At 42.4% G+C, this 13,288-nt stretch carries 18 protein-coding genes; 12 read left to right on the plus strand and 6 right to left on the minus strand.

What is annotated here, in order from left to right:
* The first annotated feature begins 51 nt into the window (after positions 1-51).
* The 5 genes from ACFVSH_RS04435 to ACFVSH_RS04455 all read left to right on the plus strand — a co-directional run bounded on the left by ACFVSH_RS04435 (position 52) and on the right by ACFVSH_RS04455 (position 5,406).
* Positions 52-453, plus strand: a complete 402-nt coding sequence (locus ACFVSH_RS04435; RefSeq protein ID WP_387604542.1) for a MerR family transcriptional regulator — start codon at positions 52-54, stop codon at positions 451-453.
* A 68-nt stretch (positions 454-521) separates the two neighbouring features.
* A complete protein-coding gene (locus ACFVSH_RS04440; RefSeq protein WP_387604540.1) occupies positions 522-1,289 on the plus strand; it encodes a 3-hydroxyacyl-CoA dehydrogenase in 768 nt (255 codons plus the stop codon).
* A gap of 79 nt (positions 1,290-1,368) precedes the next feature.
* Complete coding sequence (locus ACFVSH_RS04445; RefSeq protein ID WP_387705067.1) at positions 1,369-2,514, plus strand: acyl-CoA dehydrogenase family protein; 1,146 nt, start codon at positions 1,369-1,371, stop codon at positions 2,512-2,514.
* A gap of 27 nt (positions 2,515-2,541) precedes the next feature.
* Positions 2,542-3,714: a thiolase family protein gene (locus ACFVSH_RS04450; RefSeq protein ID WP_387604537.1), complete on the plus strand. Its 1,173-nt coding sequence runs from the start codon at positions 2,542-2,544 to the stop codon at positions 3,712-3,714.
* Between the two features lie 111 nt (positions 3,715-3,825).
* Entirely contained in the window at positions 3,826-5,406 is a 1,581-nt protein-coding gene (locus ACFVSH_RS04455) for a fatty acid--CoA ligase (protein ID WP_387705069.1), read from the plus strand.
* Between the two features lie 406 nt (positions 5,407-5,812).
* Here the strand turns inward: ACFVSH_RS04455 and ACFVSH_RS04460 are convergent, their stop codons facing one another.
* From ACFVSH_RS04460 to ACFVSH_RS04470, 3 genes are all read right to left on the minus strand, one after another.
* Positions 5,813-5,995: a YfhD family protein gene (locus ACFVSH_RS04460; RefSeq protein WP_260287920.1), complete on the minus strand. Its 183-nt coding sequence runs from the start codon at positions 5,993-5,995 to the stop codon at positions 5,813-5,815.
* A gap of 108 nt (positions 5,996-6,103) precedes the next feature.
* Positions 6,104-6,241: a YfhE family protein gene (locus tag ACFVSH_RS04465; protein ID WP_387705071.1), complete on the minus strand. Its 138-nt coding sequence runs from the start codon at positions 6,239-6,241 to the stop codon at positions 6,104-6,106.
* A 38-nt stretch (positions 6,242-6,279) separates the two neighbouring features.
* Positions 6,280-7,200: a TIGR01777 family oxidoreductase gene (locus ACFVSH_RS04470; RefSeq protein WP_387604638.1), complete on the minus strand. Its 921-nt coding sequence runs from the start codon at positions 7,198-7,200 to the stop codon at positions 6,280-6,282.
* A gap of 125 nt (positions 7,201-7,325) precedes the next feature.
* Here ACFVSH_RS04470 and recX point away from each other — a divergent pair, with 125 nt between their 5' ends.
* Positions 7,326-8,123 (plus strand): recombination regulator RecX, encoded by a 798-nt coding sequence (gene recX / locus ACFVSH_RS04475; protein WP_387604531.1) that lies wholly within the window; start codon positions 7,326-7,328, stop codon positions 8,121-8,123.
* 75 nt (positions 8,124-8,198) lie between these two features.
* On the plus strand, positions 8,199-8,510 hold the full coding sequence (locus tag ACFVSH_RS04480; protein ID WP_034305394.1) for a YfhH family protein: 312 nt from the start codon (positions 8,199-8,201) through the stop codon (positions 8,508-8,510).
* 43 nt (positions 8,511-8,553) lie between these two features.
* Here the strand turns inward: ACFVSH_RS04480 and ACFVSH_RS04485 are convergent, their stop codons facing one another.
* The gene (locus tag ACFVSH_RS04485; protein WP_034305387.1) at positions 8,554-8,709 is read right to left on the minus strand and encodes a small, acid-soluble spore protein K; all 156 of its coding nucleotides are present in this window, start codon (positions 8,707-8,709) and stop codon (positions 8,554-8,556) included.
* Positions 8,710-8,822: 113 nt separating this feature from the next.
* Here ACFVSH_RS04485 and ACFVSH_RS04490 point away from each other — a divergent pair, with 113 nt between their 5' ends.
* On the plus strand, positions 8,823-9,089 hold the full coding sequence (locus ACFVSH_RS04490; RefSeq protein WP_387604529.1) for a YfhJ family protein: 267 nt from the start codon (positions 8,823-8,825) through the stop codon (positions 9,087-9,089).
* A 55-nt stretch (positions 9,090-9,144) separates the two neighbouring features.
* On the opposite strand, the gene ACFVSH_RS04495 is transcribed toward ACFVSH_RS04490, so the two are convergent.
* The gene (locus tag ACFVSH_RS04495) at positions 9,145-10,122 is read right to left on the minus strand and encodes a metal-dependent hydrolase (protein WP_076371135.1); all 978 of its coding nucleotides are present in this window, start codon (positions 10,120-10,122) and stop codon (positions 9,145-9,147) included.
* Between the two features lie 206 nt (positions 10,123-10,328).
* Here ACFVSH_RS04495 and mutY point away from each other — a divergent pair, with 206 nt between their 5' ends.
* Both mutY and ACFVSH_RS04505 read left to right on the plus strand, forming a co-directional pair.
* Positions 10,329-11,447: an A/G-specific adenine glycosylase gene (gene mutY / locus ACFVSH_RS04500; protein ID WP_387604527.1), complete on the plus strand. Its 1,119-nt coding sequence runs from the start codon at positions 10,329-10,331 to the stop codon at positions 11,445-11,447.
* A gap of 49 nt (positions 11,448-11,496) precedes the next feature.
* On the plus strand, positions 11,497-11,766 hold the full coding sequence (locus tag ACFVSH_RS04505; RefSeq protein WP_260287923.1) for a hypothetical protein: 270 nt from the start codon (positions 11,497-11,499) through the stop codon (positions 11,764-11,766).
* 81 nt (positions 11,767-11,847) lie between these two features.
* On the opposite strand, the gene ACFVSH_RS04510 is transcribed toward ACFVSH_RS04505, so the two are convergent.
* Positions 11,848-12,072: a hypothetical protein gene (locus ACFVSH_RS04510; protein WP_260287924.1), complete on the minus strand. Its 225-nt coding sequence runs from the start codon at positions 12,070-12,072 to the stop codon at positions 11,848-11,850.
* A 68-nt stretch (positions 12,073-12,140) separates the two neighbouring features.
* On the opposite strand from ACFVSH_RS04510, the gene fabL reads away from it, so the two are divergent.
* Positions 12,141-12,890 (plus strand): enoyl-[acyl-carrier-protein] reductase FabL, encoded by a 750-nt coding sequence (fabL, locus tag ACFVSH_RS04515; protein WP_387604525.1) that lies wholly within the window; start codon positions 12,141-12,143, stop codon positions 12,888-12,890.
* A gap of 81 nt (positions 12,891-12,971) precedes the next feature.
* Positions 12,972-13,247 carry a gamma-type small acid-soluble spore protein gene (locus ACFVSH_RS04520; RefSeq protein ID WP_387604523.1) on the plus strand — a complete coding sequence of 92 codons (276 nt, stop codon included), beginning with the start codon at positions 12,972-12,974 and terminating at the stop codon, positions 13,245-13,247.
* The last annotated feature ends 41 nt before the right edge of the window (positions 13,248-13,288 follow it).

The raw sequence follows: 13,288 nt of genomic DNA on the forward strand, positions 1-13,288 counted from the left end.
GTCAATGTTAGAATAAAGGTAAATAATCCCTTTGCAAAGTGTGGTTTTAACATGTACACCATTTCTGAGTTAGCAAAAGAATTCGGATTGACGACAAGGACCCTCCGTTATTATGAGGAACTGGGTATGCTTAGGCCAAAGCGTACCGAAACGGGAAAAAGAGTTTATGGAAAGAAAGAATATGCACAGCTCAAAATCATAATGCGCGGTAAGAAGTATGGTTTTTCGTTAGTGGAAATAAAGGATATAGTCCTTTTATTCGATAAGGATAGGACAGGCATTAAGCAATTGGAAAAAACGATTGAAACTGCAGGACAGAAATTAAACGAAATTAATGAACGCATTAAAGAGCTGGATGGATTAAAGCAAGATTTTGAACGGGTTATCAAAGGATTTACCGAAACCCTTCATGACTTGAAAGTGAACGATAAAACAGGCAAGCGGTGTAATTAATCTTGAAAATAGGTTTTGATGATAGGAAGAGATGAATATATATTCTAGAAAACAAATGGGGTGGGAATTTGGAAATTCAAGAAACCATTGCAGTTGTGACAGGCGGGGCTTCTGGTCTGGGAGCTGCAACAGTAAGAAATATCATTAAAAAAGGTGGAAAAGCGGTCATATTTGACCTCTCGGAAGAAAACGGCGCTAAAATGGTGCAGGAATTGGGAGATTCAGTGCTGTTTATTAAAACGGATGTAACCAGTGAAGAAAGCGTATCGGTAGCATTGGATGAAGGAATGAAAAAATTCGGGAGCATCAATACGGTCATCAACTGTGCAGGCATTGCGATTGCAGAGAAGGTCATAGGCAGAAAAGGTATACACGAATTGAAAGCGTTCTCAAATGTCGTGCAGATCAATTTGATCGGTACGTTTAACGTTATCCGGCTTGCGGTTGAAAAAATGGTCGAAAATGAACCGAACCAAGAGGGGGAGCGTGGGGTCATTATCAATACAGCTTCGGTAGCTGCCTTTGAAGGACAAATCGGACAAGCCGCATATAGTGCCTCTAAGGGGGGGATTGCTGCCATGACTCTCCCGATTGCAAGGGAGCTTGCCACCAAAGGGATACGTGTCGTATCGATTGCACCCGGTCTATTCCATACTCCGATGTTCGATTCATTGCCTGAAGAAGCCAGGATGTCATTAGGTAAAACCGTGCCATTCCCACCAAGGCTCGGGTATCCCGAAGAGTACGCTAAACTAACGGAAAGCATCATAACGAATCCAATGCTGAATGGGGAAACCATCAGGCTTGATGGGGCCATTAGAATGGCACCCAGGTAAGTTGTTAATTCCTTCAGGGAAATCCATTGTAAACTGGAAAAAGAGCCTCCGGCAAGGAAATGGAGAGGAGAGAAAACAGATGAAGCATCCATACCTAAGTGAAGATCATGAAATTTTCCGTAAGTCATTTCGAAAGTTTTTAGAGAAAGAAGCAGTTCCCAACTATGAACGATGGGAAGAAGAGAGAATCATTCCCCGGTCATTTTGGGTGAAAATGGGGGAACAGGGTTTTTTATGTCCAGACCTTGGAGAAGATTATGGGGGTTCCGGGGTAGATTGGGGCTTTGCTGTCATAATTAATGAGGAATTGGAAAGAGTCGGTTCTGGTTTCATTGGTTTCGGACTTCACAGTGACATCACCGTTCCGTATATTTCCGCATACGGAAATGAGTCGCAGAAAAGGCGCTGGCTTCCTAAATGCACGACAGGGGAAATCATTACAGCCATTGCCATGACAGAGCCTGGCACGGGTTCAGATTTGGCCAATATTAAAACGACTGCCATTTTGGATGGAGATCATTACATATTAAATGGCCAAAAGACATTCATCACAAATGGCATTCATTCGGATTTGGTCATCGTTGCCTGTAAAACGGATCCAAGTGCCGTTCCGAAACATAAAGGCGTTAGCTTAGTCGTGGTCGAAAGGGATACACCCGGGTTTTCCAGGGGGAGAAAACTGAAGAAACTTGGCTTGCACAGTCAGGATACAGCAGAACTCATCTTCGAGGATTGCCGTGTTCCAAAGGAAAACCTGCTTGGTGAAGAAGGCAAGGGGTTTACTTACTTAATGGAAAAATTGCAGCAGGAACGCCTTGTGGTGGCGATTTGTGCTCAAACCGCATCTGAGGATATGCTGGCCGATACGATTGAGTACGTGAAGGGCAGGGAAGCTTTTGGAAAATCCGTAAGTCAGTTTCAAAATACCCAATTCAAAATGGCGGAAATGGCAACGGAAATCAAAATGGGGCGTGCCTTCCTAGATCAATTGATCGCCAAACATATGGCTGGTGAACAGGTTGTAAATGAAGTTTCGATGGCAAAATGGCGTTTGACGGAGACTGCCCGAAAAATATCCATTGAATGCATGCAGCTCCATGGCGGCTATGGATATATGGAGGAATACAAGATTGCCAGAAGGTATCGGGATGTTCCCGTTGCAAGCATCTATGCCGGGACAAATGAAATCATGAAGAAAATCATCGCCAAGAATCTGGGTCTATAATAAAACGATGAGAAGGGGAGAGAGTATATGCGGGAAGTGGTTATCGTTGAAGGGATACGCACGCCAGTTGGCAGAAGGAACGGTGTCTTGAAAGACGTTCGCCCTGATGATCTGGCAGGGGAAGTAATGAAGAAGCTGATTGAAAAGGCGGGCATCGATCCAGCTATTGTCGATGATGTTATTTTAGGTTGCGTTTCACAGTCGGGCGAACAGGCCGGTGATATAGCAAGGGTTGCTGCACTGATTGCCGGATTTCCAATTGAAGTGCCGGGAACGACGATTGACCGCCAATGCGGATCAAGTCAGCAGGCAGTCCATTTCGCTTCCCAGGCCATCTTGTCAGGTGATATGGATGTGGTAGTGGCCGGTGGTGTGGAGAACATGTCACGAGTTCCCATGGGGTCTAATTATCAAGGTGCTGGAACAAGTCAAAAGTATATGGACTCGTATGAGGTGATCAACCAAGGTTTGTCAGCTGAGAGAATCGCCGATAAGTGGGGAATAACACGGGAAGATTGTGATCAGTTTTCCGTTGAGAGCCATGCCAAGGCAATACGCGCTCAAAAAGAAGGGCATTTTAACCGTGAAATGATATCAATAACGGGTACTGATAATGAAGGAAATCTAATCGAAGTTACGGAAGATCAAGGCCCAAGGGATGGAACCACGCTTGAAGTGCTTGCTGGATTGAAACCGGTTTTTCAGGAAGGCGGTTTAATCCATGCAGGGAACTCCAGTCAAATCAGTGATGGTGCTGCCGTTTTATTATTGATGGAACGCAGTAAAGCCGAAGAACTTGGATTGAAACCGCGCTTTAAAGTGCATACACGGGTTGTTGTCGGGTCAGATCCCACCCTGATGCTTACGGGACCGATTCCCGCCACCAAAAAAGCCTTGGAAAAAGCAGGTCTTACAATTGATGATATCGATATCTTTGAAGTGAATGAGGCTTTCGCTCCTGTACCGATTGCCTGGCTAAAAGAAACGGGGGCAGACCCCCAAAAGCTGAATCCAAATGGCGGGGCGATTGCCCTGGGTCACCCTCTTGGCGGAAGCGGGGCCAGATTGATGGTGTCGATGATCCATGAGTTAGAAAGGACGGGCGGCCGTTATGGGCTGCAAACAATGTGTGAAGGCCACGGCATGGCAAATGCAACCATCATTGAAAGATTGAGCGGAAGCCGGACTATCGATTTATGAACATTCGTAATTCGCACGAAAGTAAAAGCTGAAAAAGGGATGAAGCCGACCATCGGCAGGATTTGCCTGAACTCTGCCTGTTGATGGTGGTTACTTGAGGAGGAACATGATATGTCAGTAACGATTAAAAATATCTTTGATCATACGGTTCAGAAATTTCCCATTAAAGAAGCTATCTACGACGTGAGAAGAAATATCCGCTATACGTACATTCAATGGAATGAGCAGGTGAATAGATTGGCGGCGGCCCTCCAAGCGGAAGGGGTGCGAAAAGGGGACAGGGTCTCTACGTACCTTTACAACAATGAAGAGCTTGCAACAGCATTCTTTGCCTGTGCAAAAATCGGCGCAATCTTTAATCCGATCAACTTCCGATTAATGCCGGAAGAGTTGGCCTTCATCTTGAACGACGCTGCTCCAAAGGTCGTTTTATTCGAACACGAACTGGAAACGAACGTTGCCGCGATTGAAAAGCGATTTCCGGAAACGGCTTTTTGGTATATTGATGATAATGTGCCTGGATATGCAAAAGGTTACCGCCAGAAAATGGCAAGTATCTCATCAAAGCCAGATGAAGTGGACGTTCACGAAGATGATATCTATGCCATCATGTATACGAGCGGGACAACCGGACGTCCAAAAGGGGTCATTCACCTTCATAAAGACATGGTCAAACAAGCCGAGATTCTAATTGAGGCCATGAAGTATGAACGCTCTGATATCGGTTTGATCACTGCACCGATGTTTCATTGTGCCGAATTGCACTGTTCCTTTTTACCTCGCATACAGGTCGGTGCCGCAAATGTCATATTACATCAGTTTAATCCCAAAAAGGTCATGGAACTGATTGAATCGGAAGGGATCACCAAGTTTTTTGCTGCACCTACGATGTGGAACATGCTCCTCCAGGAAAAATTGGATGAGTACAAATTCCAGAGTTTGAGGCTTGGGCTTTATGGGGCAGCCCCGATGGCTCCAACACTTGTACGTGCCTGTCAGGAGAAACTCGGCATCCAGTTCATCCAAGCTTATGGAATGACTGAAATGGGTCCCGCGATCACTCTCCTATTGGAGGAAGACCAAATTAGGAAAGCAGGTTCTGCCGGCAAGGCATGTTCCGATCATGAAATAATCATTGCCCGTCCGAATGACGAAGGGCCATCGGATCCCGAGGATATGCTGGAACCTGGGGAAACAGGGGAAATTCTTGTGAAGGGTCCGTGTATCATGCAGGGGTATTTTCAAAAAGATAGAGAGACCGAAAAGGCGCTTTACAAAGGCTGGTACCATTCCGGTGACATCGGTTTCCTGGATGAAGACGGATATCTGTGGGTCAAGGACCGGGTGGACGACATGATTATTTCTGGAGGGGAAAATATTTATCCACGTGAAGTGGAAGATACACTATATGAGCATCATGGAGTTCTCGACTGTGCAGTACTTGGTCAGCCGGATGATCAATGGGGGGAAACGGTGACGGCCTTCATCGTAGCCAAAGACCCTTCGCTAGCGGAAAACGATTTAGAAGCCTGGTGTAAAAACAGTGTTACGCTAGCGAACTATAAACGTCCAAGAAGATATATTTTCTGTAATGAGCTGCCTCGTAACGCCAGCGGGAAGATACAAAAGTTCATGCTTCGTAAACAGTTAGAAGAAAACATTAATGGAGAAAGTTTGGGGACCTTTCTTTAATGCCGGGGTCAGTAGCGGATGCAACCACTGACAAGTTAGGGGGGAGTCATTTAGAATTGCTTGGCATGCGATCATACTTGGAAGGAAGAAATTTAATAAAGAGCGTAACAATTATGGATGAAAGATTATATAAATAATAACCCTGTGGAACAAATCAAGTAGAGAGAATAGTTATCCACAACAAAGATACAGCGTGGGTAGCATAACATTCCATCTATCCACATAATCCACAGGGTTATCCATAAATAACATTATTTTCATGTTGATAAAGTGTGTTATTGTACTTATTGTTTGTCAGTATTTTCAGAATATATCCACAATATACACAGGTATGTGGATAAGCTATGTAAATAAAGAAAACACAAGGGGCTGATTTACAACCCCTTGGTTTGATTTATCATGCTTATTAACGGCGATTATGAGCACGGCGGTCAGCTGCATTTGCCCGGGCTTGTGCCTTGATGTCTTCCTGGTCAGCCAGTTCGGAAGAATATTCAACGTCAAGTCCGTCACTCTTCAGGTTTTTAGGAACTTGAGGAAGTTTTTGTTTGTTCTTATCTCGATTATGGTGTATGCCATTTCGTCCCATGTTAGCGCCCCCTAGAATATAAAATAAGCTGGAGATGAATTCACTAATCATCTCCAGCTTATTTTGTGTTGGGTGGCTATTCAAAATGTACGGGAAAAAACTCCAAACTTAACGACGGGATTTCTTCTCGGTATAACCGCCAGCACGATCTGCTTTTTTAAATTCACGAGCATAAAGAATCGCTTGGGTACTAGTTAAGTTACTTTTCTCTTTATCGTGTTTTTTGAGCAATTTGATCATCTCCATTTCACTTAATATCCCTATTTTTTCCTAAAATGACCCTTTCATACGTGAGAATCTTCATTCAAGATATTTTGTAAAGCTTCTTTAAGGATTGGAAAGGAGAAAGTGAATCCTTCGTCTTTAAGTTTAGTGGGAAGGACATTTTGTCCTTCAAGCACAAGTATGCTCATTTCCCCCAGCAGTTTTTTGAGGAAGAAGGGAGGTACGGGTAACCAATGTGGCCGGTGCAGGATAGCTCCTATCGTTTTCCCGAATGTATCCATCTGAACGGGGTTCGGCGCCGTAAAATTGACTGGACCATCTATCCGCTGATCATTCATGCAAAAGATGATTGCCCGGACCACGTCATGGATATGAATCCAGGAAAGCCACTGATTCCCTTTGCCCATCTTTCCTCCGCCGAATAGTTTATAGGGAAGGACCATCATTGGCAGTGCGCCACCTTTTTCTCCAAGAATCACCCCAAATCTTGTTAGGACCAATCTATTACTGTAAGAGCGTGATTTAGCCGCTTCCTTTTCCCATAGTTGAACAGTACGGGCCAGGAAATCATCACCAACGGATCCAGAGGTTTCGGTAAAGGTCTCATCGTCCGAAATACCATAATATCCGACTGCACTTGCATTAATGATGACGGACAATTTATCGGGCAGCATGGAGATGATCCGGTTCATCTCTTTGGAAGCTTCGACCCGGCTTTCGACAATCCGGCGTTTTCGTTCAGGTGTCCAACGCCCGCTGTTAAGGGATTCACCAGCAAGGTTAATGAAAACATCTAGCCCCGCCAAGTGCTTTTCCGGCTGTGCCTCCTTGGTCAACCATCCAATATATGTCAAATTAGTCTGTTTTTTAAATTTTTTGGGATGACGGGTCAAAATATATATATCATGATTTTCTTTTGATAATTCATCAATAAGGGCTGTGCCGACAAAACCGCTTCCACCAGCAATGGCTATTTTCATGAAAACCACTTCCTTTCCCTTTCTTTCCTTCACTTTAACATGTCCATGTTCTTTTTTCATTTTTAGACATGCTATATATAGAAATGGTAAACGTAAAGGGGTAAAGTAGTGGTGGGGGTGGATTTATGCCAAACATAACAAAAATAACAACCCAAAAGAAACGTAAAGATCGTTATAACATTTTCGTTGACGAAAAATATGCCTTCAGTGTAGATGAAGAAGTGCTAATGAAATTTCATTTGAAAAAGGGTATGGAACTTGATGACCTGCTTTTGGCAGAAATACAATTCCATGATGAAATCCAAAAAGCATTTACCGATGCACTTAATTATTTATCATACCGAATGCGCTCGGAATCGGAAATTCGCCTTTATTTAAAAAAGAAGGAGACGGAAGAGCCGATCATTAAAGAAGCGATACATAAACTATACAGTTTTAACTATTTAGATGACCTTGAATTTTCCAAGGCTTACGTACGGACCCATGTGAATGGAGGCAATAAAGGGCCCACTACCCTTAAGCTCGAGCTTAAGGAAAAAGGGGTGCAAGAAAAGTTGGTTATCGAGGCATTGAAGGAATACCCCTATGATATTCAGATTGAACATGCAAGGAAACTTGCTGGAAAAGCGGTCAAAAAGGAAAAAAACATTTCCGAACGAGCTTTAAGGTTGAAAGTTGAACAAACCTTGTTACGGAAAGGTTTCCCTAGAGATGTCATCCATGAAGCACTTGAAGATGTGACGGTTGAAAAGGATGAAGATGAACAATGGGATTCTCTTTGCCACCATGCCGAAAAAATGCAACGCCGATATAAAAACCATGAAGGCTTCGAATATGAACAAAAAATTAAGCAGGCATTATACCGAAAAGGTTTTCCAATAGAATTGATTGACCGTTTTCTTTCCAATTCAGATGCGGATTAAGTGCATCGATAGCCAAATCACTAAATTTTGTTTAATATAGAAGTAAATTAATATTTCATTTAAGGAGTCATATATATGAGTGACGTAAGATACAGCAAGTTGTCCGCCTATGAACTACAACAGGAAATTGCAGCGTTGACAGAAAAAGCGAGAAAAGCAGAGCAATTGGGAATGGTTAATGAATACTCTGTATTGGAACGAAAAGTGACGATGGCCAAGGCCTATTTGTTAAATCCGGATGATTTCAAAAAAGGTGAAATATATCAAATTGACGGAGATCCCGGGGTCTATTTCAAAATTGATTATATGAACGGCGTATTCGCCTGGGGTTACCGCTTAGGTGGTAGCGGTAAGGAAGAAGCACTTCCGATTTCAATGCTGAAATAAAAAAGGAATCGGGGAAGAAACCCGATTCCTTCTGGTGTACGAGTTAATTCGATCGCTCGTTTGATGCTTTCATTCTTTCTTGAGGGTGTGTATTAATACTGCCATCTGCACGCTTTGAAGCATATCTTGCCTTTGCACGAGGCTCGCCTTGGAATTTATTATTGTTTTGGTTGGGGAATCCTTTTTGTTTATTTCGCAAATTTTTCTCCTCCAAGCATCAGATTAAAGAAAGAAGCGTTTCCGCTTACAACTAGTATGGGTATGGGACAGTATAGTTCATTCTGTAAAAATATTGGCAATGAGGTGGTTCAAATGAATGATTACCATGAAAGGTTAACCAAGATACTGCTTGAGAAAAATGAACACATCACGTATGAGCAAGCTTTGACTTGGGTGGAATTATTATGGGAAGATTTCGAAGCGACCTATGCAAAGGCTGGGCATGAATATGCCGGAGAAGAAATGACATCACGCGTTGTAAGGACCTGGATTGATAACTATGGTGAGCAATTCCACGAGTTCATTGCAAAGAACCCTAAATATCGACAGTTATTAAATCAGCAGAATCTACTGCATTAAAAAAGCTGATTCCAGAGGGGTTCCCTGGAATCAGCTCTTTTTCAATATACAGCGACTACAAAATAATATTCAATTTCTTCTGCAGTTTCGCTTCGCTGAAAATCCAGCCGGTATAAGAATTCAAGATATTCAATTCGCTGTCTAAATGGACCACTGCCACAAACGGGTAATATCCATTGCTTCGGTATCTTAAATCGATGAAACGGACTTCATAATATTCTTTTATCTGTTCAATTTCAAAGCGGTAAACCGGAGAAAAGGACAGAAAGGCTGCCAAGTTGATATCCTTCTTGGCGGCTTCGAGAATTTCACTTTCAGGTAAGGGCACTCGATCGAACGTATCAAGAATCGTCACATATCCATTATCAGCTCGTGCCACATAATAATTCTTTTCAGTAATAACCGCAATTTTCCAGCGGTGAAAACGCATGGTCGGTGATAAAAGAATTTTCCTTGCTCCAGGAATTTGCCGTTTGACCACTTTCTTTATAAAAGCTTGTTCCCTAAATCTGGAAATGTAGTAAATGACGAGTATTCCGTAAATGGAAAGAAATAAATAGCCTGGAGGAAATCCAAAGCCCCATAATATCAGGCCGGCAACATGTATTCCAAAAATGAACGGATCAAATGTATTGATGACCCCTAAAGCTACCCATTTTGATGAAATTGGCCTAAGAGCCTGGGTCCCATAAGCATTGAATATATCCACGAATACATGAAGGAATACGGCTAAAAAGGTCCAAAGCCAAAGATGAAGGTAATTTGCTTCAGGTATGATGGCGAAAAGTGCTCCACTGATTATCAAGGGCCAAAGTAAAACAGCGGGAATGGAATGCGTGATTCCACGGTGATTTCGAATATATACAGCGTTATTCCTTAATTTTAAAACGGTGTCAATGTCTGGAGCTTGTGATCCCAATATCGTACCTGCTATGACTGCACTTGCGGTGACTGGGCTCTGCGCAATGACAGGATCTAATGTGGCAAGACCTCCAAGAGCAATTCCCATGACAAAGTGAGTACCTGTATCCAAAAAACTAACCTCCCTGCCACAATTTGAAAAAAATGATCTTCTCTCATCATACCGTATTTATATAATAACCATCAAATGAATAAAATTTTTACTTATTTCCGTGCCCGTTATAAATAAATGGATATGAACATGCTATTAAAAAAAGAATGACCTATTATAGGTATTCCCATTTTTGATAAGAGTTTAACATCTTTGGAGGAACTGATGTGAAAGAAATAACGATCCCGACAATAGAAAAAATAACAATCGAAGAATTTCAAAAAGATTTGGTTTCCTGGTTTCTCGAAGAACAACGAGAATTGCCATGGAGGAAAAATAAAGATCCATACCGTGTTTGGGTTTCTGAAATAATGTTGCAGCAAACGAGAGTGGATACGGTGATTCCTTATTTCAACCGATTTGTGGAATGGTTCCCAACACTCGAGGATTTTGCCAATGCCGATGAAGAGAAAATCCTAAAAGCATGGGAAGGGCTGGGATATTACTCACGTGTAAGGAATCTGCATAGTGCCGTTCAGGAAGTGAAGGCTTCCTATAATGGAATCGTACCGGATGATCCCGCGGAAATTTCAAAATTGAAAGGTGTCGGCCCTTATACAGCTGGTGCGATTCTTAGTATCGCATACGGCAAGCCTGAGCCAGCCGTTGATGGAAACGTCATGCGTGTTTTATCAAGGATATTGATGATATATGAAGACATAGCAAAGCCAAAGACAAGAAAAACATTCGAAGCTGCCGTCAGAGAGCTGATCGATCATGAACATACCTCTGCCTTCAATCAAGCCTTGATGGAGCTTGGTGCATTAATCTGCACACCAGGTAAGCCTGCCTGCCTATTATGTCCTGTTCAAAGTCATTGTCTAGCATTTGAATCCGGGGTTCAGTCGGAATTGCCGGTGAAAATCCAAAAGAAAAAAACACGGGATGTACCAATTGTAGCTGCCGTTCTAACGAATGAAAAAGGTGAATATTTAATTCATAAGCGAGCATCAGAAGGGTTGCTTGCAAATCTTTGGGAATATCCGAACTTCGAAAACCATTCATCCCTTTTGCATAAGCGGGAATTCTTCGTGAGTCGGTTTCAGGAAATGTATGGCGTCAAACCTGAAATCACTGAATCCCTTGTGAGAATTGAACATGTTTTCTCACATCTCGTTTGGAAAGTGGACACATATATCGGAGCGGTCAAAGAGGCCATCAGTGAAGATACACTAAGAGAACAGCAACTTAAGTGGGTGAGTGAGGCAGAGATGGAGGAGTTGGCATTTCCGGTTTCCCACCAAAAAATGATGAAGGCGTATAAAGAAAAAGAACATATTGAATAAAGGCTTTTTTTGAATATATGGTAATATAAGGGTGTTAGGGGGCGATGGAATGAGGATAGTCATTCAAGCATTCATAGGTTCAATCATCATTCATGCTTTATATTTTGGGAGTATGATAATGGTCGGGTCCATAAAAACGAGCAGATATAAACCGGATATTGAAAATGCATGGGAACAAGTAGGGGCACTCCAGAATGAAACGGTATTCGGTAATGTCCTTTCACCTTCTTTATATTCGTTAACATTTTTGGGGACAGCCCTGATTTGCGCAATGGCTATAACGTCTTATAATAAAATTGTGATTAAAAAAAGGCGCTAGTGAAACGGGGAGTATGAAAGAGGATATCGGCTAAGATATCCTCTTTCTTTTGTTGGTTTTCAAAGTCATATCCGTATAAAATCAATCGTAAAGGGTTTTCGTTCCATGAGTATAATCGGCTTCCTGCCTGTTAAGTCCGCCTCTATTTTCAATTTCTTTGATGATTTCGCTATGGATACTCTGTCCTTCTTGGTTTAAATAAGGTACCATTTGTTGAAGGGAGTGATGAAAATAGGCAAGTTCACTATTTTCCCAATCCGATTTTTTCATCATCGACAACTCTGTCATATCACGTCCAATATACATAACAGTAACACTCCTTAAAAAAATGATTTTTATTACTCGGTGTTTACTCAGAAAGGATGAATAAACGAATGGAACAAAAAGTGGCACTCGTTACAGGTAGCAGTAAAGGTTTAGGCAGAAGCACGGCAATAAAGCTTGCGGAGGAAGGTTACGACCTCGTTATTAATTATGCCCGGAGCAAGTCAAAAGCATTAGAAGTGGCAGCCGAAATTGAAGCGTTGGGGCGTAAAGCCCTTGTAGTTAAGGCAAATGTCGGTGACGTTGCGAAAGTGAAAAGCATGTTTGAGGAAATCGATGCTTATTATGGACGTTTGGATATATTCATCAATAATGCGGCCTCAGGAGTGCAGCGTCCGTTGATGGAGCTGGAGGAATCCCATTGGAACTGGACGATGGACATCAATACAAAAGCCCTTCTTTTCTGTGCACAGGAAGCGGCGAAATTAATGGAGAGGAACGGCGGGGGGAAAATCGTCAGCATCAGTTCGCTAGGATCCATTCGCTATTTGAAAAATTATACAGCTGTTGGAGTTTCCAAAGCTGCGCTTGAAGCCCTGACAAGATATTTAGCGGTCGAATTGGCTGAAAAAAATATTTGTGTCAATGCCGTTTCAGGCGGTGTGATCGATACAGATGCCCTGAAGTCTTTCCCGAATCGGGATGAAATGCTTGCCGAGGCGGCAGAACAGACTCCGGCTGGACGGATGGTCGAGGTGGAAGACATGGTGAATACCATCCTATTTTTAATTTCCGACGGAGCCAGTATGATTCGTGGACAAACCTTAATAGTTGATGGAGGCATTTCATTGCTTGTTTAATGTAACTGGAAAAATTTAAATGTTTTTAGTTGGATAACACTCCTGGATAATGGTTATCTTATTATCGTGGAGGTGATATCAATGGCTAAAAACATGAATAAATCACAAGCAGGTACTGATGTTCAACAAGTGAGACAACAAAACGCTCAATCTCAGCAAGGTCAAGGCCAATTCGGTACAGAATTTGCTTCTGAAACTAACGCTCAAGAAGTGAGACAACAAAACGCGCAGTCTCAGCAAAAAAAAGGTCAAGGTCAAGCACAAGGCCAATTCGGTACAGAGTTTGCTTCTGAAACTAACGTTCAAGAAGTAAAACAACAAAATCAAAAATCTCAAAGCAATAAAAGCCAAGGCTAATCGCCGATGAAAAGCATCCTTCTTTTGAAGGGTGCTTTTTT

Source organism: Peribacillus sp. NPDC058002, assembly GCF_042886655.1.
Taxonomy (GTDB): domain Bacteria; phylum Bacillota; class Bacilli; order Bacillales; family DSM-1321; genus Peribacillus; species Peribacillus aracenensis.

Bases quoted from the DNA above. Each gene is read 5' to 3' on its own strand.
- ACFVSH_RS04435 (WP_387604542.1), top strand. From the start codon at position 52: ATGTACACCATTTCTGAGTTAGCAAAAGAATTCGGATTGACGACAAGG.
- ACFVSH_RS04445 (WP_387705067.1), top strand. From the start codon at position 1,369: ATGAAGCATCCATACCTAAGTGAAGATCATGAAATTTTCCGTAAGTCA.
- ACFVSH_RS04450 (WP_387604537.1), top strand. From the start codon at position 2,542: ATGCGGGAAGTGGTTATCGTTGAAGGGATACGCACGCCAGTTGGCAGA.
- ACFVSH_RS04455 (WP_387705069.1), top strand. From the start codon at position 3,826: ATGTCAGTAACGATTAAAAATATCTTTGATCATACGGTTCAGAAATTT.
- ACFVSH_RS04460 (WP_260287920.1), bottom strand. From the start codon at position 5,995: ATGGGACGAAATGGCATACACCATAATCGAGATAAGAACAAACAAAAA.
- ACFVSH_RS04465 (WP_387705071.1), bottom strand. From the start codon at position 6,241: ATGGAGATGATCAAATTGCTCAAAAAACACGATAAAGAGAAAAGTAAC.
- ACFVSH_RS04470 (WP_387604638.1), bottom strand. From the start codon at position 7,200: ATGAAAATAGCCATTGCTGGTGGAAGCGGTTTTGTCGGCACAGCCCTT.
- recX (WP_387604531.1), top strand. From the start codon at position 7,326: ATGCCAAACATAACAAAAATAACAACCCAAAAGAAACGTAAAGATCGT.
- ACFVSH_RS04480 (WP_034305394.1), top strand. From the start codon at position 8,199: ATGAGTGACGTAAGATACAGCAAGTTGTCCGCCTATGAACTACAACAG.
- ACFVSH_RS04490 (WP_387604529.1), top strand. From the start codon at position 8,823: ATGAATGATTACCATGAAAGGTTAACCAAGATACTGCTTGAGAAAAAT.
- ACFVSH_RS04505 (WP_260287923.1), top strand. From the start codon at position 11,497: ATGAGGATAGTCATTCAAGCATTCATAGGTTCAATCATCATTCATGCT.
- ACFVSH_RS04510 (WP_260287924.1), bottom strand. From the start codon at position 12,072: ATGTATATTGGACGTGATATGACAGAGTTGTCGATGATGAAAAAATCG.
- fabL (WP_387604525.1), top strand. From the start codon at position 12,141: ATGGAACAAAAAGTGGCACTCGTTACAGGTAGCAGTAAAGGTTTAGGC.
- ACFVSH_RS04520 (WP_387604523.1), top strand. From the start codon at position 12,972: ATGGCTAAAAACATGAATAAATCACAAGCAGGTACTGATGTTCAACAA.